Consider the following 26604-nt stretch of genomic DNA (forward strand, 5'->3'; position numbering starts at 1 on the left):
GTCGGCCGCGAACCGCGCTTCCGGTCCACTTCGGACGGTCCGCCGCCCCCGGTCACCTAGCACCAACGGCGTTTGCGGCTCGCTCGGCGGACTCCACCAGCACTGCCATCCGGTTCGCGACCGCCGCCGCCGTCGGCCGGGACAGCTGGTCGACCACCAGGCCGTCCGCCAGGAAGAGCACCGCGTCGGCGTAGGACGCGGCCACCGGGTCGTGGGTCACCATCACGATCGTCTGGCCTCGGTCCGCCAGCTGTCGCAGCAGGCCCAGCACTTCCCGCGCGCTGCGGATGTCCAGCGCGCCGGTCGGTTCGTCGGCGAAAACCACCTCCGGATCCGTCACCAGTGCCCGGGCGACGGCCACCCGCTGCTGCTGTCCGCCGGAAAGCTGGCCCGGCCGGTGTCCCCCGCGCTGCGCGAGGCCGACCTGTGCCAGCAACGCCGCGGTGCGCTGCGGGTCCGGGCCGTGGCCGTCCAAGCGCAGCGGCAGCTCGATGTTCTCCCGCGCGGTCAGCGCGGGCAGCAGGTTGAACTGCTGGAACACGAACCCGATCCGTCGCCGCCGCAGCTCGGCGAGGCGTGGTTCATCCAAAGTGGACAGATCGGTGCCGTCCAGTTCGACGGTGCCCTCGGTCGGCGTGCGGAGCCCGGCCGCGCAGTGCAGCAACGTCGTCTTCCCCGAGCCCGACGGGCCCATGATCGCGGCGAAAGCGCCGCGCGGGACGTCCAGGTCCACGCCCCGCAGTGCGTCGACCGGGCCGCCTTCGCCGTCGAAGCGGCAGCGCAGCCGCCGGGTGCGGATCGCGGGTTCGGTCATCTCAAGTCCTCCCAGAGTCATGAACGATCGTTTAAAACGAACGTTTACATGTTACGGTAGCACGCGTGGGACACCGCGAGAACCTGATCACCGCCGCCCGGGAATGCCTCCTCAAAGCCGGTTACGCGCGCACTACGGTGCGCGACCTCGTCGCCGCCTCCGGAGCGAACCAGGCGTCGATCAACTACCACTTCGGTTCGAAGGACCAGCTGCTCACGCAGGCGCTGTTCGACCTCAACACGGAGTGGGGCGAGATGCTGTTCGCCGTCCTCACCGATCCGGCCGACGAGAAGGCCGGGCCGGAGCGGCGCTGGGCGCGGATCATCGAGTCGATCCAGGAGCACCGCGAGCTGTGGTTCGTGAACTTCGAGAGCGTCAGCTACCTGCAGCACGACGAGACGATCCGGAAGATCAACGCGGAAGGCCAGCGGCAGGCGCGCGTCGCGCTCGCGAACGCCTTCGGCGGCCTCGGGCCGGACGCCGACCCCGAGGACGTCCACGCGATCGGCACGCACTACTACTCGCTGCTGGTCGGGACCGCGCTGCAGTGGCTGACCGATCCGGACAACGCCCCCTCGGCGGCCGACGTCGTCCGCGCCGACCGGCACTCGCGCTAAGACCGGCGCGCGTCACGCTGGCATCACAGATCCCCGGCCCCGCGACCGCTCCGTTGACACGTCCACCATCCGGGTGACATGATTCCGGACACCGCTTGGAAACGTTTCCAGAACCACTGAAACGTAGTCTGGAAACGTTTCCAGCAGCGGTATCCGCACCACTGCCCGCTGTGTCCGACTGGGAGGGACGATGACGTCAACCCGAGCCACGCTGATCCAGGTGGCCGAGCGCGCCGGCGTGTCGCTGGCTTCGACCTCGCGCGCGCTGCACGGGACCGGCGCGAGCAAGGCGATGGTCGAGCGCGTGCGCGCGGCCGCGGCGGAGCTCGGGTACAGCGCGGACGCGATCGGGCGGTCGCTGCGGCTGAAGAAGACGTCGCAGATCGCGTTCGCGGTGGCGGACATCGGCAACCCGGTTTACGTCGAGATCATGCGCGGCATCCACGAAGTCCTTGCCCCGCACGGGTATCGGGTCGTGGTGATGTCCACTGGGGACACCGCGGCGTCGACCGCCGAACTGATGCACAGCCTGCACGGCGGGTTCGTCGACGGCATGATCGTGATCCCGCTGCGCACCGACGACGAGCTGATCGAGCAGATCGGCCGCGCCCCGGTGCCGGTCGTGGTGATCGGCCGGGCGATGAGCGACCGCGGGATCAGCTCGGTCTCCACCGATTCCGCGGCCGGGATCGGCGCGGCGGTGCAGCACGTGGTTTCGCTGGGCCGCCGCCGGATCGGCTTCCTCAACGGGCCGCTCGACACCACGCCGGGCTCCTCGCGGCAGCGCGGATTCGACGAAGCAGTGTCCGCGAAGGACTTCACCGCCGAGACGGACGTCGAGGTCGCCGCCGATTTCACCGTCGCGGCGGGGATCGAGGCGGCCCGGAAGCTGCTCGGCCGTCCACAACGGCCGGACGCCATCGTCGCGGCCAACGACCTGCTCGCCATCGGCGCCATCCGCGCCGCCCGCGAACTGGGGCTCAGCATTCCGCGCGACGTCGCCGTCACCGGCATGGACGACACCGAGCTCGGCCAGGTTTTCCTGCCGCGGCTGACCAGCGTGTCCCTCGGCTCGGCCGAGCGCGGGCGCGCCGCCGCCCGGCTCATGCTCGGGCTGACCGACGACGCGGACGCCCCGGCGCAGCAGATCTCGGTCGGCACCGAGCTGTTCGTCCGGGAATCCACGCGGGAGTCCACTGTGGACCAGAATGGGGAGGACGCGGAATGACCACCGCGATCGAGCCGCGGCGAGCGGCCCCCGCTCCCCCGCCGCGCCCGAAGAAGACCACCCAGGCGCGCACGCGGCGCCGCGAGGCGATCGCGCTGGTCATGCCTTCGCTGATCCCGATCCTCGTGCTGTCGGTGGCCCCGCTCGTGATCGGCATCGTGCTCGCCTTCACCGACACGCGGCTGGTCCGGCATCCGGACTTCGGCTTCGCCGGGATCGACAACTTCGTCCGCCTCGGCGGCAACTCGCTGTTCTGGGATTCGCTGCGGATCGGCCTGATCTGGACGGTCGGCGTGACCGTCCTGCAGCTGGCCGCCGCGATGGGGCTCGCGCTGCTGCTGAACTCCGGCCTCAAACTGCAGGGCCTCACGCGGGTGCTCGCGCTGATTCCGTGGGCGATGCCACCGGTGGTCGTCGCGATCATGTGGCAAATGATTTATTCAGCCAACGGCGGACCGCTGAACGCACTCCTCGGCAGCATCGGCTTGCCGGACGGAATCAACTGGCTCGGCGATTTCAATACCGCGTTGCCCGCGGTGATCGTGGTCGGCGTCTGGGTCGGCATGCCGCAGACCACTGTCACGCTTCTCGCTGGCCTGCAACAGATCCCGGCCGAACTGCACGAAGCGGCCGCCGTGGACGGAGCCGGGGCGTGGCGGCGCTTCACCGCGGTAACCTGGCCGAGCATGCGCCCGATCGTAAGTTCCATCACCTCCCTGAACTTCATTTGGAATTTCAATTCCTTCTCGCTCGTTTACGTGCTCACCGCGGGCGGACCGGGCGGCAAAACCATGGTTCCCGTTTTGTTCGTCTACCTCGAAGCGTTCAAGAACCGCGAAATCGGCTACGCCGCCGCGATGGGGCTGGTCCTCGTCGTCGTGGTCGTCGCGCTGCTCGCGATCTACCTGCGGTCGCAGTTCCGCGGCGACCGCCCGGAAAGGGGGCGGTGATCGATGCGCTGGTCCGTGCGCCCCGCGCAGTACCTGGCTCTCGTGCTGTACCTGCTCTTCCTCGGTTTCCCGCTGCTGTGGCTGATTTCCGCGTCGGTGAAGTCGTCCGCGGAGCTGAACTCGCTGTCGGTCAACCTGATCCCGAGCGAATGGCATTGGGACAACTACGGCGAGGCGCTCTCCCGCCAGGGCCTGCTGCATTCGGCGTTCAACAGCCTGCTGGTCGCGCTGGCCAGCACCGTGCTGGCGATCCTGATCTCGGTGCCCGCGGCCTACGTGCTGGCCCGGCTCAAGGGAAAGCTGCGGATCGCGGGCGTCACCTGGATCCTGGTCAGCCAGGTGTTCCCGGTGGTGCTGGTGATCCTGCCGCTGTTCCTCGTGCTGCGGACGCTCGGCCTCGCCGACAGCCTCGTCGGGCTGACGCTCGTGCACACCACCTACATCCTCCCGTTCGCGCTGTGGATGCTGCAGGGCTACGTCGCGGCGATCCCGGTGGACCTCGAGGAGGCCGGGGCGATGGACGGCGCGAACCGGTTCACCGTGCTGCGCACCATCGTGTTCCCGCTGCTGGCCCCTGGCGTGGTCGCGACCGCGATGTTCAGCTTCGTGTCGTCGTGGAACGAGTTCTTCTTCGCGCTGGTGCTGCTGCAGTCGCCGGAGAACTACACGCTGCCGATCACGCTGACCATGTTCATCGGCGGCGAGGGCAAGGTCGCCCTCGGCCCGCTGGCCGCGGGCGCGGTGCTCGCGGCGATCCCGAGCATCGCCTTCTTCAGCCTCCTGCGGAAGAAACTCACCGGCGGCCTCATGGCCGGGGCGGTGAAGGGATGAGCCCCACCCCATCGGAAACACCTTCGAAAGGTCGGTCGATGAAGACACGACGCGCGGCAATCGCCGCCAGCCTCGCCCTCACCAGCCTGCTCGCCGCGGCGTGCGGCAGCGGCGCGGACAGCGGCAGCGGGGACGGCGGACCGGTCACCCTGACGTTCCAGTCCCTTTCGGACCAGCCCGCCGCGATCGCCGCCACGAACAAGATCGTCGGCGCGTGGAACCAGGCGCATCCCGACACCCAGGTGAAGGTCGTCCAGGCGGGCTGGGACAGCGCCTACGACAAGCTCATCACCCAGTTCAACGCGGGCACCGCGCCGGACATCGTGCACTACGAGGCCGCCGGGATCGGCCCGTTCGCGGCCGACGGCTACCTCGCCGACCTCTCCCCCTACCTGTCCGACCAGAAGCGCGCGGACATCCCGAAGGGCGTGCTCGACTCGGTGACGGTCGACGGAAAGGTCGTCGCCTACCCGACCGAGCTGCAGTCCTATGTGGTCTTCGCGAACAAGAAGCTGCTGGAGCAGTCCGGCGCGCAGCTCCCGACCGGCGACACGATGACCTGGGACCAGCTGCGCCAGCTGGCCAAGACCGCGACGAAGGACGGCAAGTACGGACTCGGCTGGGGCCTGTCGAGCCCGACCGCGACGTTCGTGGCGATGGCCCCGGGCTTCGGCGGCAAGTACTTCGAGGGCACCGGCGACCAGGCGCAGATCACCGTCGGCCAGGGCGAAATGGCGCTGCCGCAGCTGGTGCACGACATGAACGCGACCGACCACTCGATCCTGCCGGTGACGCTGACCCAGTCCGGCGGCAAGGCGCTCGCCCCGTTCTACGCGGGCCAGGTCGCGATGACCGTCCAGGGCTCGTACCAGGCGGCGAACATCGAGAAGGAAGCGCCGAAGGACCTCGACTGGATCGCGCTGCCGCCGATCGCCGGCCCGGCCGGACCGGCGCAGGCGGCGAACCCGCAGACGCTGTCGGTCAACAAGGACTCCAAGCACGTCGAGCAGGCCGCGAAGTTCCTGGACTTCTTCACCAGCACCGAGAACCTCGCCGCGCTCAACGAGGCGGACACGCTGATCCCGGCGAGCAACTCCGCTCGCGAAGCGCTGGACAAGAAGCTCAGCGCGAAGAAGGGCTGGAGCACCATCCTGGCCTCGGGCAAGTACCTGACCTCGGCGCCGTACCTGTTCGCCGGCAAGTACGCGCAGTGGAAGGACACCGTGGCGACGCCCGCCTACCAGCGCTTCCTGGCGAACCAGATCGACGCGAACACGCTGGCGCAGCAGCTGAAGGACGGCTGGAAGAGCGTCGGCAAGTGACGACCGCGCCGGGGTCCTTCGCGATCCCGGCGCGCACAACAGGCGCGGGCGGACTGCCCGCGCCGGGCAACGAAGGGACGCAAGCCGGTGACCTGGCTGGAGGACCGCGCGGTGGCAGTGATCACCGGCGCGGCAGTGGGGGACGCGCTCGGCGGCGCGACCGAAGGGTGGACGCCCGAGCAGATCGAGGAGCGCCACGGCGGCCGGGTGACCGGGATCGTCGGCCCGTGGTACCCGAACTGGCGCGACGCGCGCCCGATCGCGCCGTACCACAAGGGCGACGGGCACATCACCGACGACACCTTGATGACCCGCGCGATCGTGGAGGTGTACGCGAAACGCCGCGCGCACCTCGACGCGTACGCGATGGCCGAGGACCTGGTCCCGCTGATGATCGGCGAACCGCGCTGGGTGCCGGAGCTGGAGTCGACGGCGCTGCTGCTGCAGCGGGTGTTCCTCGCCGAGAAGTGGATCGTCGCGAAGCTGCACTACGGGCACGTCGACCCGCGCGAGGCGGGCGTCGGCAACATCGTGAACTGCGGCGCGGCGATGTACATCCCGCCGGTCGGCGTGGTGAACCCGGGCGATCCGCACGCCGCGTACGCCGAGGCGATCGACCTGACCGCGCCGCACCAGTCGAGCTACGGCCGGGAGGCCGCCGGGGTGCTGGCCGCGATGGTCGCCGCTTCGGTCGCGCCGGGCGCCTCGATCGGCGACGTCGTGCAGGCGGCGCTGTCGGTGGCGCACGACGGGACTTTGGCGGCGCTGCAGGCGGTGGTCGAAGCCTTCCAGAGGTGGCACGCCGCGCCCAAGACGGACGACGAGGAGCGTGCGCTCGCGCGGAAAATCCGCGAAGTGGTCGCTCCGTTCGATTCGGTCGGGCCGGAGTACCGGCAGATGTCGATGGACGCGCGGCGGCCGTCGCGGACCAAGGCGATCGAGGAATTGCCTGCCGCGCTGGGATTCGTGCTGGGCCACCAGGGCGACTACCGCGGCGCGGTGCTGGCCTCGGTGAACTACGGCCGGGACGCGGATTCGATCGCGTCGATGGCGGGCGCGCTCTGCGCCGGGCTCGGCGGGGCGGCCTCGGTGCCGGACGAATGGATCGATCCGATCGGCGAGGCCAGCAAGACGGATCTGCGCGAGACCGGGCGGCTGCTCGCGTCGGCCGCGACGGACATCGTCAAGGCCGACCGCGCGCGGGCCCAGGCGCGGCTCGCCGCCCTCGACGCGCTGGCCGCGGCATGAGGCTGACCTGGGCCCAGCCCGAAGACCTGCTCGCGCACGAGTTCGTCCAGTCCGCTGCGGAAGAGCAAGGACGTCGCCTCGGTGCCGGGAAGCGCTCGATTTGACGCCGGCGGGCGATCCCGGTGCCCGCCGTGAACGAGAGCAAGAGCCGCGGCCCGCGCCCCCCCACCGTTGCGGGGACCTGGCCCCGACGCTGCTAGACGAACTGACGCGCTCCCGCTCCGAGCCGCGCCGCACGAGCCGGACGGCTGGGACGAGATCGCCGCGCTGCTCCCGGCCGCGCCGGTCCTCCCCTCGTCCGCGGCTGACCGCACGCTCGGCGCGTGGACCGGCCGGGCGGCGGGATGCCTGCTCGGCAAGCCGGTCGAGAAGATTCCGCGCGAGGGCATCGAGGAGATCCTGCGCGCGACCGGACGCTGGCCGCTGGACCGGTGGTTCACCGCGGCCGGGCTTCCGGACGACGTCGCCGCGCGGTGGCCGTGGAACCGGCGGTCGGCGCCGACATCCCTGGAGGAGAACATCTCCGGGATGCCGGAGGACGACGACCTCAACTACCCGATCCTCGCCCTGACGCTGCTGGAACGGCACGGCCGCGAGTTCACCACCGACGACGTCGCGCAGCTCTGGCTGGAACAGCTGCCCGCCGGACGGGTGTTCACCGCCGAGCGCGCCGCGTACCGGAACCTGCTGGACGCGCGCCCGGTGCCGGAGACCGCGACGCACCTCAACCCGTTCCGCGAGTGGATCGGCGCGTTGATCCGGACCGACGTCTTCGGCTGGGTCTCCCCCGGCGACGTCCGCGGCGCGGCGCGGCTCGCGTGGGCCGACGCGCGGCTCAGCCACACCCGCAACGGGATCTACGGCGCGATGTGGGCCGCTGCGCTCGCGTCGGCGGCGATGGTGTGCGACTCCGTCCACAATGTCCTCGACGCGGCGGAAACCGTTCTGCCGCCGAGCAGCCGGTTGGCCTCAGCGGTGCGATTCGGCCGCGAGGCGGCGGCTTACGACGACGGGCTGGACCGGTTGCACGCCCGGTACGGCGACCTGCATTGGGTGCACGTGCTCAACAACGCCGCGGTGATCGCGTATGCGCTGGCCCGCGGCGATGGCGACTTCGGGAAGAGCATCTCGCTCGCGGTCACGGCTGGCTGGGACACCGATTCGGCGGCGGCGACGGTCGGCGGGGTGGTCGGCGCCCTGGTGGGCGTGGACGGGATCGGCGAGCAGTGGACGAAGCCGCTCGACAACCGGATCGCGACGTCGCTGCCCGGCGGCGAGCAGCGGATCACCGACCTCGCCGCGCGGACGGCTCGGGCGGTGCGATGACTGGGCGAGTGGTCGTGGTCGGGTCGGCGAATGTCGATCTGGTGGTCGACGTGCCGCGGCAGCCGCACGGGGGCGAGACCGTCCTCGGCGGCGATCTTCGGCGGAGTCCGGGAGGCAAGGGAGCCAATCAGGCGGTGGCCGCGGCGCTCGCCGGTGGCGCGGAAACGACCTTCCTCGGGGCATTCGGTTCCGACGATGGTGCGGACCTTCTATTGGCGTCGTTGACGAACGCCGGGGTGCGGACCGATTTGGTGTCGCGAGTGGACAGTGCGACCGGGACCGCGTTCATCATGGTCTCGCCGGACGGCGAGAACTCCATTGTGGTCGCGCCCGGAGCCAATGCGCGGCTCTCGCTCGGCGAGGCGCAGCTGGAGCGGATCGCCGCGGCGGACGTCGTGCTCGCGCAGCTGGAGATTCCGCTCGAAGCCGTGACCGCTGCCGCCGCGGCCCGGCGGTCCGGTGCCCGGATGGTGCTCAATGCCGCGCCGTCCCGGCCGCTGCCGGAGCTCGATCTGGACGTGCTGGTCGTCAACGAGCACGAAGCGGCCGACTTGGCCGGGATACCGGGTACGCCGGAGGAATTGGCTCGGACGCTCCAGAAGCGCGCGCCCGCGGTAGTGATCACGCTCGGGGCGGCCGGGTGTGTGGTCGCTGACCAGGAAATCGTGCAGCTGCCCGGTTTTCGGGTGTCCCCTGTGGACACCACTGGCGCTGGGGATACGTTCTGCGGCGTGCTCGCGGCGGCTCTCGCCGAGGGACGTCCGCTCCGCGAAGCCGCCGAACGCGCCGGAGCCGCCGCCGCGCTCGCGGTCACCCGGCCCGGTGCGCAGTCCGCCGTGCCGACCGCCGCGGAGGTCGCCGAGTTCGCTGCCGGAGGAAACGCCCGATGACGTACGTGTTCGACCCGCTCGTCCCGCGCCCGATCGACCGGCCGACCGAGGTCCCGCTCGGCGCGCCGCTCTCGCCCGAGCAGCTGGTCGCGCTGGACGAAGCCAAGATCTTCGTCGGCCCGGCGGACCCCGCCGACCGCGAGGAATGGCGGGCGCGGCTGCACCAATGGCGTGCCGACGCGCACGAACGGCACAACTACCACGGCCGCGCCTACGCCCGGCCGGAAGCCGCGTGGGCCGCCGGATGCCACACCGTCGCGCAGGTATGGCTGTGGGACGAGTTGCTGTATTCGTTCGAGGAGCACCGGTTCACGCCGGAACGGTTCCTCGCCGACGCGCACCAGCGGTTCGGCGGGCTCGACGCGGTCGTGCTGTGGCACGCGTACCCGGTGATCGGGCTCGACGACCGCAACCAGTGGGACTTCTACCGCGACGTGCCCGGTCTCCGCGAGCTGGTCGAGACGTTCCATTCGGCGGGCACGCGGGTGTTCGTGGACTACAACCCGTGGGACGTCGGCACGCGCCGGGGCAAAGACGACGCCACGGAATTGTCCGCGGTCCTGGCCGATTTCGGCGCGGACGGCGTCTTCCTGGACACGTTGAAGAAGGCGGATCCGGCGCTGGTCGAGCAGCTCGAACGCGCGCGTCCCGGGGTCGTGCTGGAGGGCGAATCGAAGCTGCCGGTCGAGCGGATCGAGGACCATTCGGCGTCGTGGGCGCAGTTCTTCGCCGATTCGCCGGTGCCGGGCGTGCTGCGTTCGCACTGGTACGAACGGCGGCACATGCAGCACCACGTGCGGCGATGGCACCGGGACCACACTGAGGAACTGCAGTCGGCGTGGCTCAACGGCGTCGGCGTGATGGTCTGGGAAGTCGTGTTCGGCGTGTGGGTCGGCTGGTCGCGACGCGACGCGGCGACCGTGCGGCGGATGGTGACGGTGCAGCGTGCCGCCGGTGACCTGCTGCGCAAGGGCGAGTGGACGCCGTTGGCTCCCCTGACGCCGGAGGCCGAAGCCGCTGGGGTGTATGCCTCGCGCTGGGAACTCGGCGACTGGACACTGTGGACAGTGGTGAACCGGGGCGCCTCGGACTATCTCGGGCCGGTGGTCGACGGGCCGGTGATCGATCTGTTCGCCGACGGGCGGGTGCCTGCGCGCGGGATTTCGGCGCTGCTGCGGGTCGCCGACGGTGCGGCGGAGCCGTCGTGGCTCCCCCAAGTGGCGACCTTGCCGCACGATCCGGATGCTCGCTTCCCGCACCGGCTCGCGGCGCGGGTCGAGCCGCAGCCCTCGAGCGGTGTGCCGGACGACGACGCGATCGTGGTGCCTGCCGGGCCGTATGTGCTGACGGTCCGGTACCGCGGCCGCGAGACCGGGATGTACCAGGGCGCGCCGTATGTGGACGAGTGGAAGCCGCTGCCGCCGCGGCTGCACGACGCCCGGACGCTGCAGCGGGACGGTTCGCTGGCGTCGCCGGTCGCCGTTGCCGCGACCGAGGTGACCAATGGGCAGTTCGCGGAATTCCTTGCCGCTACGGGGTATCGGCCGGTCGAGCCGCACCGGTTCCTCGCGCATTGGGCCGACGGCCGGCCCGCTGCCGAGGACGAGCCGGTGACCTTCGTGGATCTCGACGACGCCCGCGCGTACTGCGCGTGGCGCGGCGGCCGGTTGCCGACCGAGGACGAATGGCAGCTCGCCGGGGAGACCGGCGGACTGCGGCGCGGGACGCCCGCGGTGTGGAACTGGACCGAAAGCGAACATTCCGACGGGAGGACCCGATTCGTGATGCTCAAGGGCGGCAGCGATTACCGCGCCGAGGGTTCCGAGTGGTACGTCGAAGGCGGCCGCCACGCGCCGGAGTACAGCGTCAAGCTGCTGCTTCCCGGGCTGGGGCTGGCTCGCGGCGCGACCGTCGGGTTCCGCTGTGCGTGGGACGTGCCGCGATGACCGTGTCGAGGGACGCGTCCGCCGGGGCGCTGGCCGGGCTGCGGGTGGTGGACGCGTCGACGTTGTTCGCCGGGCCGATGGCCGCGATGCACCTCGGAGACATGGGTGCCGAGGTGATCAAGGTCGAGCACCCGACCCGACCGGACCCGTCGCGCACGCACGGGGTGGCCAAGGGCGACGTCAACCTGTGGTGGAAGACGTTGGGGCGCAACAAACGCACCGTCACGGCGAACCTGAGCAGCGACGGCGGGCGCGAGGTGTTCCTGGCGCTCGCCGCGACCGCGGACGTGGTGATCGAGAACTTCCGGCCGGGCACGCTCGAACGCTGGGGGCTCGGGTACGAGGAGCTGTCCGCCCGCAATCCGGGGCTGGTGCTCGCGCGGGTGACCGGATTCGGCCAGTTCGGGCCGTACTCCCCGCGTCCCGGCTTCGGCACGCTCGCCGAGGCGATGAGCGGGTTCGCCGCGGCCACCGGCGAACCGGACGGACCGCCGACGCTGCCGCCGTTCGGGCTCGCCGACGGGGTCGCGTCGCTGGCCACCGCGTACGCGATCATGGTCGCGCTGGCCGGCCGGACCGCCACCGGGCGCGGCCAGGTCGTGGACGTCGCGATCATCGAACCGATTCTCGCCATGCTCGGCCCGCAGATCACGCGATGGGACCAGCTCGGGACAGTTCAGCCGCGCACCGGCAACCGGTCCACGAACAACGCTCCGCGCAACACTTACCGCACGAGCGACGGCCAATGGGTGGCAGTGTCGACGTCCGCGCAGTCCATCGCGGAACGCGTGGTGCGGCTGGTCGGACGCCCGGAACTGGCCGACGAACCGTGGTTCGCGACCGGCGCCGACCGGGCCGCGCACGCGGACGAACTGGACGAGGCCGTCGGCGGCTGGATCACACAACACACGCGCGACGAGGTCGTGGCGGCCTTCGAGAAGGCGCAGGCCGCGGTCGCCCCGATCTACGACGCGGCCGACATCGTCGCGGATCCGCAGTTCCGCGCGCTGGGCACGATCCACGAGATCGAGGACCCGGAGCTGGGCACGACGTTGATGCAGGGCCCGCTGTTCCGGTTGTCGGACAACGACGGGGTCATCGGTTTCACCGGCCGACCGCACGGCGCGGACACCGACGAGGTGCTCAGCTCGCTCGGCTTCCCCGCGGCACGTATCGCCGAACTGCGGGCGGAGGGAGCGGTATGACCCCCGCGTTGACCCTGCTCTACGTCCCCGCCGACCGGCCCGACCGCGTCGCCAAAGCCCTCGCGTCCGACGCCGACGTCGTCCTGGTCGACCTGGAAGACGCCGTCGCCCCCGCGCAGAAGGACGCCGCACGAGACAACGCGATGCGGCTCTTGGCCGACGTACCCGCTTCGCGACCGGTGCAAGTGCGGATCAACCATCCGGACACGCCGTGGCACGCAGCGGACGTGGCCGCAGTCGCCGAACTGCCGACATGGGTGGGCGCGCGGCTGCCGAAGGTCGAAAGTTCGCTCGACGTCCGCTCGCACGCCGATGCCTTGCCAGGGCGGGAATTGCACCCGCTGATCGAGTCGGCGCTCGGGGTGGAACGGGCGCTGGAGATCGCACTCGCCTCCTCGCAGACGGCGTCGCTCGGCCTGGGCGAGGCGGACCTGCGCTCCGACCTGCGGCTCGCCGACGAAGCCGGGCTTACGTGGGCCCGCAGCCGGATCGTGAACGCCGCCCGCGCCGCGCGCCTGCCGCCGCCCGCGATGTCGGTGTACGCGAACGTCCGGGACCTCGAAGGCCTGGCGGAAAGCTGCCGAGCCGGACGAGCCCTCGGCTTCCGGGGCCGGACGGCGATCCACCCGGTGCAGTTGCCGACGATCCGCGCGGCTTTCCTGCCGACCGCCGAGGAAGTGGCGCGGGCCCGGGAGGTACTGTCCCGAATGGACGGTGCTACGCAAGCCGGGGTCGGGGCGATCGCGCTCGCGGACGGGACGTTCCTGGACGTCGCCATGCGAGACCAGGCCCTGGCGATACTGGCGCTCGCGTCCGACTAACTCTTGTCCGCGGAAACCAGCCTCAGCAACGGGTCGAAGCGGGCCGGGCCCTCGGTCGTCAGCTGAAGCGGTTCCGCGACCGGCTGGTATCCGGTCACGACGACGGTGTACTCGCCGGGGAACAGGTCGTCGACGGCGTAGTGGCCCGCCTCGTCCGTGACGGTCACCCGCTGGACCTGCCCCGCGGCGTCCAGCACCGCGACCTGCGCACCCGGGAACGGGCCGCGGACCGCGTGCACGGTTCCGGTGAGCCGGACCGACCGCGTCAGTTCGACGTCCTCGCGCAGCGGTTCCGCGCCCACCTGCACGTGGCGGGCCGCCGGCTCGCGGCCGCCTGCCTGGACGAGCAGCAGGTAAGCACCCGCCGGGGCGTCGAGGGCGAAACTGTGGTCCGCGCCGGTCGCGGTGCGGCGTACCTCGTGAGTTTCCAAGGACGTCAACGAAACCGACGCGGTTTCCCCGGGCGCGAGACCGCTCACCGCACCGGAAATCGCCGCGGGGGCCGGGGCCGGGCGGCGTTTGCGGGTCCGGGAAAGCAGCACGTCGACGACCCCGAACAGCAACGCGAGCCCGACCAGCGCCGTCGAGCCGATCAGCCCGAGAGCGGTCGCGGAGTGGTAATCCCCGTGCGAACGCCCGAGTTCGCCGAAGAACAGGGACCCGCCGAGCGCGGTGCCGACCGCCGAGCCGATCCGCTGCCCGGTCTGCAGCACGCCGGCCGCGGTGCCGCCTTCCGCGGGCGGGACCTCTTCCAGGGCGAGCGTCGAGTTCGGCGAAATCACCAGCCCGCTGCCGAACCCGCCGACGAACAACGGCCCGGCCAGCACGAACGCGGTGTTCGCGCCGGAGTAGTCGCGGACGAGCCACGCGGTCGCGGCGAGCCCGATCGCCACGAGCAGCGTCCCGAGCACGACCATCGGCCTGCCGAACCGGTGCACGAGCCGCCCGCCGATGGTCGGCGAGATCGCCGAGCCGATCGCGAACGCGAGCATCGCGGTGCCGGCCTGCAGTGCCGTGTAGCCGAGGCCCTGCTGGAAAAAGAGCGTCAAGACCAGGAAAATCCCGGTGAATCCGGCGAAATAGACCATGCCGAGCGCGGAACCCATCGAGTAGCTGCGCACGGTCAGCAGCTTCAGGTTCACCAGCGGATGCTTGCCGCGCTTGCCGAGCCAGCGTTCCCACAGCACGAACAGCACGAGCAGCCCGGCCGCGACGCCCATCAGCCACCAGCGCGGCGCCGCCGCCTGTTCCTCTTCCTCGATCAGCGGCAGCATCACCAGCACGACCGCCACGCCGAGAAGCACGCTGCCGACCAGGTCCGGCGTCCGCTTCCGGCCGCTGCGCGCGTCCTTCGGCAGCAGGCGCAGCCCGAACAGGATCGCGAGGATGCCGATCGGGAGGTTGACGTAGAACACCCAGCGCCAGCCCTCGTCGACGCCGATGCCCTGGATCAGCAACCCGCCGAGCACCGGCCCGATCGCGGTGGACAACCCGACCGTCGCCCCGAACGCGCCGAACGCCTTGCCCCGCTCGCGGCCGGAGAACAGCTGCTGCATCAGGCCGATGATCTGCGGGTTCAGCAACCCGCCCGCGACGCCCTGCCCCAGCCGGGCGACCACGAGCCAGGTCGCGTTCTGCGCCGCGCCGCACAGCACGCTGGTCGCCACGAACAACGCCAGCCCGAGCAGGAACATCCGGCGGCGCCCGTAGTCGTCGCCGAGCCGTCCCGAGGGCACCAGCGCGAGGCCGAACGTGAGCGCGTACCCGGACACGACCCACGAGACGTCCGCGGGCGTCGCGCCGATGCCGTGCTCCATCGAGGGCAGCGCGACGTTGACGATGCTGACGTCGAGCAGCGTCATGAATCCGGCGATGAGGCACACCCACAAGGCGCGCCAGCGCTGCGGATCGGGTTCGGGTTCGGGCGAAGGGGACACGGACCGTCCTGATTCGAGACCGGTAAGATAATTACTGGTGTTAGAATACTCGCCCATGCCAGCGGAGCGGGACCACGTCGACGGAGTCATGGCGCAGATCACCGGCGTGCGCGCGGAAGACCGGGTGAGCAAGGCGCTGAGCTTCCGCCTGCTGCGCGCCGCCCGCTTGCTGGAAACGGAACTGCGCCGCGAATTCGACGCCTTCGGGGTCGGGCTGTGGGAAGTGGAACTGCTGGGCGCGCTCAAACGAGCCGGTCCCCCGTACCGCCTTTCGGCCGGGCAGCTGCTGGACAGCATGCGCCTGACGTCCGGCGGGGTGACCAAACGCGTGGCCGGGCTCGAACGCAAAGGCTGGGTACGCCGCGACATCGACCCGGACGACCGCAGGCAGATCCTGGTCAGCCTGACCGACGAGGGCCTGACGCGGGCGCGCGAGGTATTCGGAATGAAGACACAGACCGAGGCCCGGCTGCTGGGCGTCCTGCCGCGGGCGGAACAGAACCGGATGAACGACGATCTGCGGAAGCTGCTGCTGGACTGGGAAGGCCCGGACGGGCGGGCTTGATCGGCCGAGGTCTCGTCGTTGCCGCTCTGGGCACCCGACGGCACGCGGCCTTCCGTCGGGCCACGTCATCGCGGCAGGTGGTGGGCGAGTTCGCCCCTGCCGCCGCTTTGACCACTCAATCCCGGTAGGTGGCAGCATCCCCAACCGCACTCGTCCCCCAGGGGGATGCTCGCTGAAGCGGCAGACGATCCCACCGCACTTCCTCCCCCGCATGACGCGCCGTGCGGCTCCGCCGACGCAACCCTCACCGCACGCCGCAAGGCGAGCCGGACGAGTGCCACGGCAGCGGCCCCACGCCCGGCGCGCGGCACAGCACCGTCAAAGCGTCCCCTCCGCAGTCGCCAGCCAGCGGCAGCCGACCTCCCCCGCGCTCGCCCCGCCATGTGGTTCCGCCGACGCAACCGCCACCGCACGACGCAGCGCGAACCGGGAGGAGTATCGCGGCGGCGGATCCGCACTCGGCGCGCCGACCTGCACCGTCAAGGCGTTCCCGTCGGCAGTCGCAACCAACAGCAGACGACCTCCCTCGCACGTCGCGCCATGCGGTTCGGGCCGACATACCCCCTACCGCGCCGGGCCGGTCCAAGTGCCACGGCAGCGGAGCCACGCTCGGGGGACCGCCGTCAAAGCGTCCCGGCCACGGTCGCCACCTGGACGCAGACCACCGCGATCACTCCCCCGCGAACTCCCAACACGTCGCACCATGCGGCTCCGCCGACGCAACCCCCACCGCACGACGCAGCGAGAGCCGGTACAAGTGCCACGGCGCCGGGCCCGCGCTCGGGGCGCTGAACGGTGCCGTCAAGGCGTCTCCGTCCGCGGTCGCTGGCCAGCCGCCGGAGCGGTAGACCTCGGCCAGGCGCGCCACGGTGTCGGCATCGGTGACGCGGTGGGCGTCGCCTTCCAGCACCAGGTCCAGGCCGCGCAGCCGGACCGAAATGCTGCACGCCGGGTTCGCCGCGAGGTTTCGGGAGCGGCGCGTGCCCGGTCCGCCGACGAAGTACAGCGCGTCGTCCACCCAGACCGCGCCTACGCCCGCCGAGTGCGGGCGGCCGTCCGGGCGGACGGTCGCGACGAAGAACGTCAGGTCGGCGGTCGGGGTGTCGGCGGCGAGGACATCGCGGGCGCGGCTCCACGGCAGCGCGGAGTTCCCGTAGCGGTCGAGGTTCCGGGTCGAGGTTGCTTCGTAATCAGTCATGCCTCTGCGTCGAACGGGGTCCCGCCAAATCGACACGGCCCCGCGAGCACAAGGTCAGGCGGCTCCTAACGGGGTGGGGCGGTAGCGGAAACCGTCGCCGTCTCGGTCGATTCGCCCGGGCGAGAAGTGCGCGGGCAGAACTAGCGCGTCCCGTTCGACGGCCAGTTCGCACAGCGTCCGCCGGGACTCCGCGGCGGTGTCGGGGTCTGCGTCGCCGCCCTGGGCCAGCGTCAGGTCCGAGAACTGGAACGGGTGGTGCAGCACATCCCCGCTCACCAGGGCGTGCTGCCCGCCGCCGCTGAGTTCGGCGATCAGGTGTCCGGTGGTGTGGCCGGGCAGGGAACGCAGGGTGATGCCGTCCGCCACCTCGTACGGCAGGTCGATCAGCTCCGCCAGTCCCGCTTCGACTACCGGGAGGACGCTGTCCTCGAACGTCCGCGCCAGGTCGGCGGCCACCCCGTCTTCCGGGCCCGCCGCGTGGATCTCTTGGAGCCACGCGTATTCCTCGCTCGGGATCAGGTACCGGGCGCGCGGGAAGGTCGGATCCCAGAAACCGTCGACCAGCCGGGTGAAGCCGCCGCAGTGGTCCGGGTGCAGGTGGGTCGCCACGACGACGTCGACGTCCTCCGGCACGACGCCGACCGCGGCCAGCCGGTCCAGGTACGGCGTGTCGAGCTGGTGGTGCGCCAGCAGGACCGGGCGTTCCTTGGCGTTGCCGTTCCCCGCGTCGAGGAGCACGGTCTGGTCCGGCGTGCGCACCAGGTACGTGGTGATCGACAGGTCGAGATCCCCGCGGTGATCCCCCAGCTGTTCCGGCGTCACCGCGGGGAACATCTCGGCCGGGGCGAACGGCCAGTGGTCCAGTTCGGTGACCGCGTCGACGCGCAGCGGCCCGAGGGTCACGGTCATCGGATGTCCCTAAGTTTGTGGGTGTCTGGGGTTGGTGCCCTGGATGCCCGGGGCGGTGGGGTGTAGCTGATCGGTTGTTGCCTGTTGTCGAGGCTCGAAAGGACTGGCTGCCCCGCCGTGCTGGACGCTCCGTTCGCTGATTGAGAGCTGTTGCGGGTCGTCGCTGTTTAGGGATCTGTCGGCGGGGTTGTCCACGGGCGTGACCTGCAATGACAGGAGTGGATGGGTGGCGATTCGCCTTGAGGTCTGGGTCGGGATCGATGTCGGCAAATCGATGCATCACGCGTGTGCGATCGACACCGACGGGAAGGTGCTGTTCAGTCAGAAACTCGGGAATGATCAGCGCGCGATCGAGCAGTTGATCGCTCGTGCCAGTGCGGCCGCTCAGCGGGCGCAGTGGGCGATCGATTTGACGAGTCCGATGGCGTTGCTGCTGATCACGGCGCTGCTGGCTGCCGACCAGTCGGTGACCTATGTGCCGGGCCGGGTCGTGAACACGATGACCCACGGATTCCGAGGCGAAGGAAAAACCGACGCCAAAGACGCTCGGGTGATCGCCGAAACCGCCCGGCTGCGAAGGGATCTGACCGAGGTCACGATGCCCGATGAGCTGGCGGTCTCGCTGACCCAGCTGACCAGCTACCGCGCCGACCTGATGTCGGACTGGGTGGCCGGGATCAACCGGCTGCGGGCGCTGCTGGGCTCGATCTTCCCCGCTCTGGAGGCCGCGTTCGACTACTCCAACCGAACCCCGCTGATCCTGGTCGCCGGGATGTGCACCCCCGCCGAGATCCGCACCGCCGGAATCGGCGGTGTCACAACCCATCTCACCGACAACAAGGCATGGGGTCCGGCGATCGGCAAGACCGCCGCGACCGCGGTCGCCGCCGCCGACGCCCAGGACCTGGTGCTGCCCGGCGAAGCCGATGCCGCGATGCTCGTCAAACGCATCGCCCGCAAGCTGCTCGACCTCGACCGCGAGATCAAAGACACCGACAAGCTGATCACCGCCCGATTCCGGCGACATCCGTGGGCGAGGATCATCGAGTCCCTGCCCGGCATGGGCCCTGGACTGGGCGCCGAATTTCTCGCCAGCACCGGCGGTGACCTGGCGACCTTCGCGACCGCCGGCCGCTTGGCGTCCTATGCCGGATTGGTGCCGGTGCCACGCGACTCCGGTCGTGTCAGCGGAAACCTGCGCCGTCCCAAACGCTACAACCGACGCCTGCGCAGGGTCTTCTACATGGCCGCCCTGTCCAGCCTGCGCACGCAAGGCCCGTCCAGGCGGTTCTACGACAAGAAGCGCGCCGAACGACTCATCCATACCCAAGCCCTCCTAGCGCTGGCCCGGCGACTCGTCGACGTGCTCTGGGCACTGCTGCGCGACGGCCGCGAATTCACCCTCGACACACCGAATCCGGTCACTGTTGCGGCTTGACACGGTCATTGAGAGTCCTGTCGTTCGGCGGGCAGGCTCATCGCGGCACCGCGGCCATCGCTTCGATTTCCACGGCCAGCTCCGGTTTCGCGAGCGCGGACACGACGATCAGCGACTGCGTCGGCCAGTCGCTCTCCGGGAACCACCGGCTGAACACGTCGCCGGTCGCCGCCCGGAAACCGGGCAGGTGCTCGGTGCCGGCGACCATGCTGAAGACCTTCACCAGGTGTTCCGGCCCGGCGCCCGCCGCGGCGAGCACGCGTTCGATGTTCGCCAGTGCCTCGCGCGCCTGCGCTTCGGCGTCCGGCCCGGCGAGCGTGCCGTCCGGCCGGGCTCCGATCTGCCCGGCCACCACGACCAGCTCGTGCCCGGCGGGAATCTGCGCGACGTGGCTGTAGCGGCCGACCGGAGCCGCGACCGTGCCGGGATTCCAGCGCTTGCTCATCAGGTGTTCCCCTCCCTCGGTTCGTGCTCCCAGTTGACCATGCGGCACCGACAAAAAATCATCGGCGGGTCACCCGATCGCGACGACCAGCTTCCCGAACTGGTCCCCCGACGCCAGTTCGGCCAGCGCTCGCGGCCCGTCGGCCAGGTCGTAGACGTGGTGCACCACCGGCCGCACGCGGTGTTCGGCGACCAGCGAGACCATCTGCGCGAATTCCCGCGCGCTGCCCATCGAAGTGCCCAGCAGGCTGATCTGCCGGAAGAAAAGATTGCGCAGCGACAGTGCGACGTCCGGGCCGGTGGTCGCCCCGAGGCTCACCATCCGGCCTCCGGAGCGGAGCACGGAGAGACAGGCGTCGAAGGTCGCCGACCCGATGCTGTCGACGACCAGGTCCACCGGTTCGCCGAGTTCCGCGGCCCAATCGCCGCCGCTGCCGATCGCCCGGTCGGCACCCAGTTCCGTTGCCCTGGCGAGCTTTTCGGGACTGCGCGAGGTGACGCTAACCGTCGCGCCGACGGCTTTCGCCATGGCGAGGGCGAAGGTCGCGACCCCGCTGCCGATGCCCGGCAACAGCACGTGTTCCCCCGCCGAGAGACCGCCGCGGGTGAACAGCGCCCGGTACGCGGTGAGCGCGGCCAACGGGAGCGCGGCGGCTTCGGTCCAGCTCAGGTGCTCGGGCTTCGGCACGACGTTGCCCGCCGGGACGACGACGTACTCGGCGAGCGTGCCATCGGTCGGCACCCCGAGAATGGCGGGGACCTCCGGCACCGCGTCCGGCTCGGCCCAGTCGAGCGACGGGTTGATGACGACCTCGGCGCCGGCCTCGACGGCGGCGTCCGCTCCCACGGCGGTGACCACTCCGGCCCCGTCCGAGCCGAGGACCGTCGACGGGTCGGCCGGACCGCGACTGTCCACGATGAACAGGTCCCGATGGTTCAGCCCGGCCGCCTTCAGCCGGACCAGCACCTCGCCCGGCCCGGGTTGCGGCACGGGAACCTCCGCGACCCGCACCCCGCCGACTCCCGCCGCGCCCTCGTGGACCACCGCCCGCATCGTTTTTGTTGTCACGTCCGCGAACCTAACAGCCGCGTCCGTGCGCCGCCGACCCGGCGCGAATCCCGTCACAACAGGGAATTTTTTCGCTGCCGACGCCGATCCGCCGACCTTCCGGCACCAGCCTTTCACCAGGCTGAGCTCAGCCGAGCGGGATGGCGCGGAAAACCCCGTCCGGGTCGTAGCGGTGTTTCAGGTCGCGCAGCCGGGCCGAGTTGGGGCCGAAGACGTTCCGCGCGGGGAGATCCGGCCCCAGCAGGTTCGCGTACGCGTGCGGCAACGCGAAGGGGGCCAGCGCGGCCGAGGCGGCATCCGCCCAGGCCCGGTCGTCGTTGCCCTCCCCCATCCCGAGGATCTCGACCAGCACGTGGTCCTCCCGCAGCGGGAACGGCGTGTCCGCCACCGGGACCCGGGACGCCGCGCCGTGGAAGTGGTGGATCGACAGTCCGGACAACGGCGAAGTCCGGGCTTCCGCGGCCGAAACCAGCACCGACACCGCCTCCGGAGTGAACGCCGGAAGCGACCGCGTGCGGATGGTGACCGAGCGCCCGCCAGGAAACATCGCGTCCCGGCGCGCGACCTCCGCCGCGTACGACGAGACCGTCTCGATCTGCGAGGCCAGCGGCGGCCCGAGCCGGGCCAGGAAGCTGTCCGGATCCGCGGGGCCGCACCAGGTCGGCCAGGCGAGCACGCACAGCGAACCGTCAGCACCGGCCAGCACGCCCGTCTGCACAGTGAGTTCGTCCGGCGCATCGGCCTGGATTTCGGCGACCGCGGCGAAAACCCGGGCCGCGTCCGCCGCCGCGTACCAGACCGGGCCGGTCGTGATCTCAGGCGTCGCGTGCAGCCGCACGCCGAGCGCGGTCACCACGCCGAAATTCCCGCCGCCACCCCGCAACGCCCACCACAGGTCCGGCAGCCGCGAAGCGTTGGCGAGCACCACTTCACCGTCCGCGAGGACGATCTCGGCACCGAGCAGATTGTCCGCAGCCAGCCCGTATTTGCCCAGGAAGGGCCCGTAACCACCGCCGAGCGCGAGCCCGGCGAACCCGACCGTGCCGATCGTGCCCACCGCCGCGAGCAGGCCGTGCGCCTCCGCCGCCGCGAGCACCTCGTTGGCCTGAGCCCCGCCGCCGACCACCGCGGCTCGCCGTCCGGCGTCGACCGCGACCCGGTTCAGCCGGCGGAGATCGAGCGTGAGCCCGCCGTCCGCCACCGCGCGTCCGGCCCAGTCGTGGCCGCCGCTGCGCACGGACAACGGCAAGCCCAGTTCGCGCGCGGCCCGCACCGAGGCCTGGACGTCCGCCGTGCTCCGGCATTCCACCACCACCGCCGGACGCGCGGCGACGGCGGCGTTCCACACCGTCGCCGCCGATTCGTACTGAGGGCCGGACGTGTGCACCTGCCCGGCGGAAAGCCGGGCCCGCAAGACCCGGGCGGCGTCCTCGGCGGTCATCGGCGGCTCCCCTGCTCGTCGATTCCGACTCTAGGGCCGAACCGGCCGGAAAAGGCGGCCGCGCAACAAGATTCAGCGATTCACATAAGTCGCCGACGCCTCGCCGAGCGCCTCCAGCGCCGCCCGGACCCCGCCGTGCGCCTCCTCGCCGGACCGGCACGCGGCGACGATCGTGCGGTTCAGCACCGGCCGAGTGGCGAGCATCCGGACGCCGTCGGGCACCGGTCCTCGGGCGAGCCGCGGGACGAGCGCGGCGCCGACGTTGCCCGCGACGAGCGCCAGCTGCGTCACGTAACTGCCGATGGTGCAACTGATCCGCGGTTCCAGGTCCTGCGAACGGAGCACGTGCACGAGCCATTCGTAGCAGCCGGAACGGCCGGTCCAGCTGATCCACGACACGTCGTCCACCTCGGAGAGGTCGACCGTGCGGCGGTGCGCGAGCCGATGCGTGGCGGGCAGCGCGAGATCGGCGACGTCGGAGAACAGCGTGACCTGCGCGATGCCCGGCGGGACCACGGTCGGCCGGTCCGCCCAGCTTTCGAACACCGCGACGTCGAGATCCCCGGCAAGCACCTTCGGCAGCGTCTGCTCGGCCTCGCCCTCCACCAACGTCACGTCCAGCCGCGGGTGCTGCTCGGTGAGCGTGGCGAGAGCGGGCGGGAGCAGGGCGTGCACGCACGTCGCGATCGACCCGATCCGCAGCGGGCCGAACACATCCTCGCGCAGCCGTTCGAGATCCGTGCGCGCTTCGGCCAGCTGGGCCAGCACGCGTTCGGCGTGCCCGGCCAGCACCTGCCCGGCGCGCGTGAGCCGCACGGTCCGGCCGCGCGGCTCCAAAAGCGCCTGGCCCGCTTCCCGTTCCAGCTTCGCCAGCTGCTGCGACACCCCGGACGGCGTGACGTGCAGCGCGGCCGCCGCGCGGGCGACCGAGCCGTGCTGCGCGACCGCGTGCAGGGCGCGCATCCGATCCACACTGAACACGGTAGTGATGCTACCGAATTTCGCGCAGGAACATTCACTTGTCCTTGATAGTTAGCGCCCCCACCATAGAAGGCATGACCACCGAAGCCGCTCCGTTGCCGACCGCCGGTCCGATCGCCGCGCTCACCGGCCGCGCCGATCCCCGGCTGCTGGCCGCGGCCGGCTGCCTCTGCATCGCGCTGACTTCGGTGCTCATCAAGGTTTCCGGGGCCAGCGGCGCGACCAGCGCGTTCTGGCGCTGCGCGCTCGCGCTGCCGCTGCTGGCGATCCTGGCGTTCAGCGAGGCGCGCCGGACGCGCGTGCGCGCGAAGATCCTGCTGCCGCTGCTGGCCGGGCTCGGTCTCGGGCTCGACTTCGTCCTGTGGGGCGAGGCGATCCCTCGCGTCGGCGCGGGCGTCGCGACCATGCTGCTGTCGGTGCAGGTGGTGATCGTGCCGCTGCTGGCGTTCGTCTTCCTCAAGGAGCGGCCGGACCCGCGGTTCAAGTTCGTCGCGCCGACGCTGATCGCCGGGATCGTGCTCGCCGGCGGCGTGTTCGGCTCGGCGACGACCGGCTCGGACCCGGTGCTGGGCCTCGTTTTCGCGCTCGCCGCGGGGGCGGGCTATTCCGGTTACCTGCTGCTGCTCCGGCTCAGCAGCAGCCCCGCGACGCAGGTCCGCTCGCTGTCGCTGGCCACCGTGTCGGCGGGCTTCGTGTCGGTCGTCCTCGGCCTGCCGTTCGGCCGCCTCGACCTGGCCCCGAGCCTGCCGTCGCTCGGCTGGTTCGCCGCGCTGGCCCTCGTCGGCCAGGTCGTCGGGTGGCTGCTGATCGCCGGTGCGCTGCCGCGGCTGGCGGCCTCGACCGGCGCGACGATGATGCTGCTGCAGCCGGTCGGCGCGGTCGCCTTCGGGTTCCTGCTGCTGAGCGAACGGCCGGGCGCGCTGCAGCTCGTCGGCTGCGTGATCGTGCTGGGCGCGGTCTGTTTCGCGGGCCGCGGCGCGGGAAAGAAGCGCGCGGTTCAGCCGTCGGCCAAGCTCAGCCCGACGGAGTCGAGCAGCCCGCGCGCCATGTCCCTGAACTCGTCACGGCGGTGATCGACCAGGCCGTCCCCGCCGAGCAGCTCCGCGGCCAGCTCGTCGACCGGCCAACAGACCAGCTTGCCGTGCCGTCCGAGCAGCAGCCCGACCTCCCGGATCCGGTACAGGTCGGCGACGTCGAGCCAGGCGTAGAGCAGGATCTGCCACAGCCAGCGCCCGGCCCGGTCCGGATCGCCGACGGTCAGCACGGTCTTCACGTCCAGCAGCGTGCCGACCGACATTCCCTGCTCGGGGTCGAGCTTCCCGAGCAGGAGATCGCCGTCGGCCCAGCCAGGGACGATGGTCGGTCCGGCGATCCCGAGCGGATAGCCCTCCGGCGGAGCGCCGCCGAGCCGGCGCAATTCCCACAGCGCACCGTTGTCGTGCAAGCGTTTCGCTAGTTCCGCCAGTTCGGTCACCTGCGCGGCGGAGGGCAGCGCGCGCAGGTCCGCGATCGTGCCGCCGCCGTCGACGACCCGGGCCAGCCGAGGGTCGATCCGGCCGGAGCGGTAGATGTCCTCGCACGCCGACAGGACCCAGTTCGTGCGCGCCAGCCCTGCCTCCGCACCCGGTCCGCCGAGCACGCCGGGCGGGGCGTGCTGGGCTTGGTACCGGCGAGCGCGTCCCAGCAGTTCGCCCCACAGCGCCTCGGCGCCCGGGAGCGCCGCGCCGTCCGGCAGGCCGTCGCCGAGGTCGAGCCAGGTCGCCGCCGCCGGACGGATGCCGAGCGCCCGCGCCCGGTACTCCGGCGGAAGCTCGTCGTGCGTCGGGTACTGGGCGGCTTGCGCGTGCGCCCACGGGCCGCTGCCCCACTGCGCGCGCACGATGCCGAGCAGCGCGTAGTACGGCGGCGCGGGCTGCACCAGATCCGCGATCCGCTGGCCGAACGCGCCGCCGATCTCGGCCCAGTGCTCCCGCGGCGGACGCGCGAGCGCGGGGCGGACCGGGCGCACGCCGTTCGTCGCCTCCTCGACCCGGCGCGCGGTCGCGGCCGTGCCGGTGAAGACCCGGGCGCACCAGCGCGCGAGCTTCCCGCGCGGGTCGGCCAGCTCGGATGTCAACGACACCCGGCCAGTATCTCCCGGGAGAGGAACGGCAGCAGGAGATCGAGGAACTCGCGCGGCCGGTCCAGCGGGATCAGGTGCCCGCAGTCCGGCAGGACGCGGCCGGCGAGGTCGTCGGCGACCGGGCGGAGCTGCTGCTCCAGCGCGTCGCCGACCGGGTGCGCGCCGATCGCCATCGTCGGGACGGTCAGCCGCTTCGCCGCCGCTTCGGTCAGCTGCCGGGCGCTTTCCGGCATCGCCCGGTAGTACTCGAAGGCGCAGCGGAGCGCTTCCGTGCCGGTATACGCCTGGGCGAAGGCGGCTTCGATGTCTGCCGGAACACCGCGTCCGAGCGTGCCCTGGTCGAGGAACCACCCGACGTACTCCGCCTCGTGTCCATTGAGGACAGTCTCGGCCAGTCCCGGCACCGCGTGGAACCCGAACCACCACGGCGGGCTCGCCGGGAAACCCCAGGGCAGCGACTCCATCAGCACCAGGCGGCGCACGCGCTCCGGCTGGCGCAGCGCGAGCAGCAGCGCACTCGACACCGCCAGGTCGATCGCGACCACGTCGGCGTTCGGCTCCCCCAGCGCGTCGAGCAGTCCCGCGAGGTCAGCGGCGACGGTGCCAGCGTCGAAGCCGCTTTCCGGGCGGCTGCTCGCACCGAGGCCGCGGAGGTCCGGCGCGACGACCCGGTACTGCTCGGCCAGGGTCGGGACGACCTTGCTCCACAGCTGCCAGGTGTGCGGGAACCCGTGCAGCAACACGAGCGCCGGACCGCTCCCGGAGACGGCGACGTTGAGCCGCACCCCGTTCGCTTCGACCTGCCGCACCGCGTCCATCGGACCTCCTGTGGTTACCATTGGTGACCAGCACACGGTAGGTAACTGAGGCAGTGCCGCCAAGACGGCACTTTCCCGACAGGTGGTGAGCCCGAGGTGACCCCCTCCGCCCGCGGCGACCTGTTCGACCCGGCCTGCCCGACGCGGCGGCTGCTCGACCGGATCGGGACGAAGTGGACGTCGATGACGGTCAAGATCCTCGCCGAGGCCGCGCCGGGCGAGGTGCGCTTCGCCGACCTCCGCCGCCGCATCCCCGGGGTGTCGCAGAAAATGCTCTCGGTGACGCTGCAAAGCCTCGTCCGCGACGGGCTCGCCACGCGGCGGGTCGAGGACACGGTGCCGCCGCGGGTGCATTACCGGCTCACCGCGCTGGGCGCGTCGCTGGAATCCGCGCTCGCGGCGCTGCGGACGTGGGCGGAAGAGCACATGGCCGAAGTCGACGAGGCCAATCGCAAATCCGCCGGGTAATTTTCGCCACCCGGGC

25 protein-coding genes are annotated in these 26604 nt (G+C 71.2%); 15 read left to right on the forward strand and 10 right to left on the reverse strand.

Annotated elements, in window-relative coordinates; all coding sequences use genetic code 11:
- Positions 1 to 52: 52 nt before the first annotated feature.
- Complete coding sequence (locus tag SSMG_RS20610; protein ID WP_009079084.1) at positions 53 to 814, reverse strand: ABC transporter ATP-binding protein; 762 nt, start codon at positions 812 to 814, stop codon at positions 53 to 55.
- A 65-nt stretch (positions 815 to 879) separates the two neighbouring features.
- Here SSMG_RS20610 and SSMG_RS20615 point away from each other — a divergent pair, with 65 nt between their 5' ends.
- The 11 genes from SSMG_RS20615 to SSMG_RS20665 all read left to right on the forward strand — a co-directional run bounded on the left by SSMG_RS20615 (position 880) and on the right by SSMG_RS20665 (position 13198).
- Positions 880 to 1431, forward strand: coding sequence for a TetR/AcrR family transcriptional regulator (locus SSMG_RS20615; protein ID WP_009079086.1), 552 nt, complete (start codon positions 880 to 882; stop codon positions 1429 to 1431).
- A 190-nt stretch (positions 1432 to 1621) separates the two neighbouring features.
- Positions 1622 to 2659 (forward strand): LacI family DNA-binding transcriptional regulator, encoded by a 1038-nt coding sequence (locus SSMG_RS20620; RefSeq protein WP_009079087.1) that lies wholly within the window; start codon positions 1622 to 1624, stop codon positions 2657 to 2659.
- Positions 2656 to 3609 (forward strand): carbohydrate ABC transporter permease, encoded by a 954-nt coding sequence (locus tag SSMG_RS20625; RefSeq protein WP_009079089.1) that lies wholly within the window; start codon positions 2656 to 2658, stop codon positions 3607 to 3609. The genes SSMG_RS20620 and SSMG_RS20625 overlap by 4 nt, the downstream gene beginning before the upstream one ends.
- A gap of 3 nt (positions 3610 to 3612) precedes the next feature.
- Positions 3613 to 4440, forward strand: a complete 828-nt coding sequence (locus SSMG_RS20630) for a carbohydrate ABC transporter permease (protein ID WP_009079093.1) — start codon at positions 3613 to 3615, stop codon at positions 4438 to 4440.
- A 38-nt stretch (positions 4441 to 4478) separates the two neighbouring features.
- A complete protein-coding gene (locus tag SSMG_RS20635) occupies positions 4479 to 5762 on the forward strand; it encodes an ABC transporter substrate-binding protein (RefSeq protein WP_009079095.1) in 1284 nt (427 codons plus the stop codon).
- Positions 5763 to 5849: 87 nt separating this feature from the next.
- Positions 5850 to 7010 carry an ADP-ribosylglycohydrolase family protein gene (locus SSMG_RS20640; RefSeq protein ID WP_009079098.1) on the forward strand — a complete coding sequence of 387 codons (1161 nt, stop codon included), beginning with the start codon at positions 5850 to 5852 and terminating at the stop codon, positions 7008 to 7010.
- A gap of 171 nt (positions 7011 to 7181) precedes the next feature.
- The gene (locus tag SSMG_RS20645) at positions 7182 to 8336 is read left to right on the forward strand and encodes an ADP-ribosylglycohydrolase family protein (RefSeq protein ID WP_009079100.1); all 1155 of its coding nucleotides are present in this window, start codon (positions 7182 to 7184) and stop codon (positions 8334 to 8336) included.
- Positions 8333 to 9226, forward strand: coding sequence for a ribokinase (locus tag SSMG_RS20650; RefSeq protein ID WP_009079102.1), 894 nt, complete (start codon positions 8333 to 8335; stop codon positions 9224 to 9226). The genes SSMG_RS20645 and SSMG_RS20650 overlap by 4 nt, the downstream gene beginning before the upstream one ends.
- A complete protein-coding gene (locus tag SSMG_RS47050) occupies positions 9223 to 11172 on the forward strand; it encodes an SUMF1/EgtB/PvdO family nonheme iron enzyme (protein ID WP_009079104.1) in 1950 nt (649 codons plus the stop codon). Before SSMG_RS20650 ends, SSMG_RS47050 begins: the two co-directional genes overlap by 4 nt.
- A complete protein-coding gene (locus tag SSMG_RS20660; protein ID WP_009079106.1) occupies positions 11169 to 12377 on the forward strand; it encodes a CaiB/BaiF CoA-transferase family protein in 1209 nt (402 codons plus the stop codon). The genes SSMG_RS47050 and SSMG_RS20660 overlap by 4 nt, the downstream gene beginning before the upstream one ends.
- A complete protein-coding gene (locus tag SSMG_RS20665) occupies positions 12374 to 13198 on the forward strand; it encodes a CoA ester lyase (protein ID WP_009079108.1) in 825 nt (274 codons plus the stop codon). Before SSMG_RS20660 ends, SSMG_RS20665 begins: the two co-directional genes overlap by 4 nt.
- Here SSMG_RS20665 and SSMG_RS20670 read toward each other — a convergent pair.
- Entirely contained in the window at positions 13195 to 15135 is a 1941-nt protein-coding gene (locus SSMG_RS20670) for an MFS transporter (protein WP_009079110.1), read from the reverse strand. The genes SSMG_RS20665 and SSMG_RS20670 overlap by 4 nt on opposite strands.
- Before the next feature lie 55 nt (positions 15136 to 15190).
- Between SSMG_RS20670 and SSMG_RS20675 the strand changes: the two genes are divergently transcribed.
- Positions 15191 to 15700, forward strand: coding sequence for a MarR family winged helix-turn-helix transcriptional regulator (locus SSMG_RS20675; RefSeq protein ID WP_037714330.1), 510 nt, complete (start codon positions 15191 to 15193; stop codon positions 15698 to 15700).
- A 670-nt stretch (positions 15701 to 16370) separates the two neighbouring features.
- On the opposite strand, the gene SSMG_RS20680 is transcribed toward SSMG_RS20675, so the two are convergent.
- A complete protein-coding gene (locus SSMG_RS20680; RefSeq protein ID WP_009079113.1) occupies positions 16371 to 16898 on the reverse strand; it encodes a pyridoxamine 5'-phosphate oxidase family protein in 528 nt (175 codons plus the stop codon).
- Positions 16899 to 16952: 54 nt separating this feature from the next.
- Positions 16953 to 17807 (reverse strand): MBL fold metallo-hydrolase, encoded by an 855-nt coding sequence (locus SSMG_RS20685; protein ID WP_009079115.1) that lies wholly within the window; start codon positions 17805 to 17807, stop codon positions 16953 to 16955.
- A gap of 226 nt (positions 17808 to 18033) precedes the next feature.
- Between SSMG_RS20685 and SSMG_RS20690 the strand changes: the two genes are divergently transcribed.
- Positions 18034 to 19245 (forward strand): IS110 family transposase, encoded by a 1212-nt coding sequence (locus SSMG_RS20690; protein ID WP_009076656.1) that lies wholly within the window; start codon positions 18034 to 18036, stop codon positions 19243 to 19245.
- Positions 19246 to 19282: 37 nt separating this feature from the next.
- Here the strand turns inward: SSMG_RS20690 and SSMG_RS20695 are convergent, their stop codons facing one another.
- The 4 genes from SSMG_RS20695 to SSMG_RS20710 all read right to left on the reverse strand — a co-directional run bounded on the left by SSMG_RS20695 (position 19283) and on the right by SSMG_RS20710 (position 23180).
- Positions 19283 to 19690, reverse strand: a complete 408-nt coding sequence (locus SSMG_RS20695; protein ID WP_009079119.1) for a RidA family protein — start codon at positions 19688 to 19690, stop codon at positions 19283 to 19285.
- Between the two features lie 69 nt (positions 19691 to 19759).
- On the reverse strand, positions 19760 to 20758 hold the full coding sequence (locus SSMG_RS20700; RefSeq protein WP_199785945.1) for a zinc-binding dehydrogenase: 999 nt from the start codon (positions 20756 to 20758) through the stop codon (positions 19760 to 19762).
- A gap of 127 nt (positions 20759 to 20885) precedes the next feature.
- Complete coding sequence (locus SSMG_RS20705; protein ID WP_009079122.1) at positions 20886 to 22199, reverse strand: FAD-binding protein; 1314 nt, start codon at positions 22197 to 22199, stop codon at positions 20886 to 20888.
- Positions 22200 to 22271: 72 nt separating this feature from the next.
- The gene (locus SSMG_RS20710; protein ID WP_009079124.1) at positions 22272 to 23180 is read right to left on the reverse strand and encodes a LysR family transcriptional regulator; all 909 of its coding nucleotides are present in this window, start codon (positions 23178 to 23180) and stop codon (positions 22272 to 22274) included.
- Between the two features lie 74 nt (positions 23181 to 23254).
- Here SSMG_RS20710 and SSMG_RS20715 point away from each other — a divergent pair, with 74 nt between their 5' ends.
- The gene (locus tag SSMG_RS20715) at positions 23255 to 24253 is read left to right on the forward strand and encodes a DMT family transporter (RefSeq protein ID WP_037714333.1); all 999 of its coding nucleotides are present in this window, start codon (positions 23255 to 23257) and stop codon (positions 24251 to 24253) included.
- Here the strand turns inward: SSMG_RS20715 and SSMG_RS20720 are convergent.
- Positions 24178 to 25302: a hypothetical protein gene (locus tag SSMG_RS20720; protein ID WP_100266839.1), complete on the reverse strand. Its 1125-nt coding sequence runs from the start codon at positions 25300 to 25302 to the stop codon at positions 24178 to 24180. The genes SSMG_RS20715 and SSMG_RS20720 overlap by 76 nt on opposite strands.
- Positions 25293 to 26120 (reverse strand): alpha/beta fold hydrolase, encoded by an 828-nt coding sequence (locus SSMG_RS20725; RefSeq protein ID WP_009079130.1) that lies wholly within the window; start codon positions 26118 to 26120, stop codon positions 25293 to 25295. Before SSMG_RS20725 ends, SSMG_RS20720 begins: the two co-directional genes overlap by 10 nt.
- A 96-nt stretch (positions 26121 to 26216) precedes the next feature.
- Between SSMG_RS20725 and SSMG_RS20730 the strand changes: the two genes are divergently transcribed.
- Positions 26217 to 26588: a helix-turn-helix domain-containing protein gene (locus SSMG_RS20730; protein ID WP_009079132.1), complete on the forward strand. Its 372-nt coding sequence runs from the start codon at positions 26217 to 26219 to the stop codon at positions 26586 to 26588.
- The last annotated feature ends 16 nt before the right edge of the window (positions 26589 to 26604 follow it).

The organism is Streptomyces sp. AA4 (assembly GCF_000158875.1).
Taxonomy (GTDB): Bacteria; Actinomycetota; Actinomycetes; order Mycobacteriales; family Pseudonocardiaceae; genus Amycolatopsis.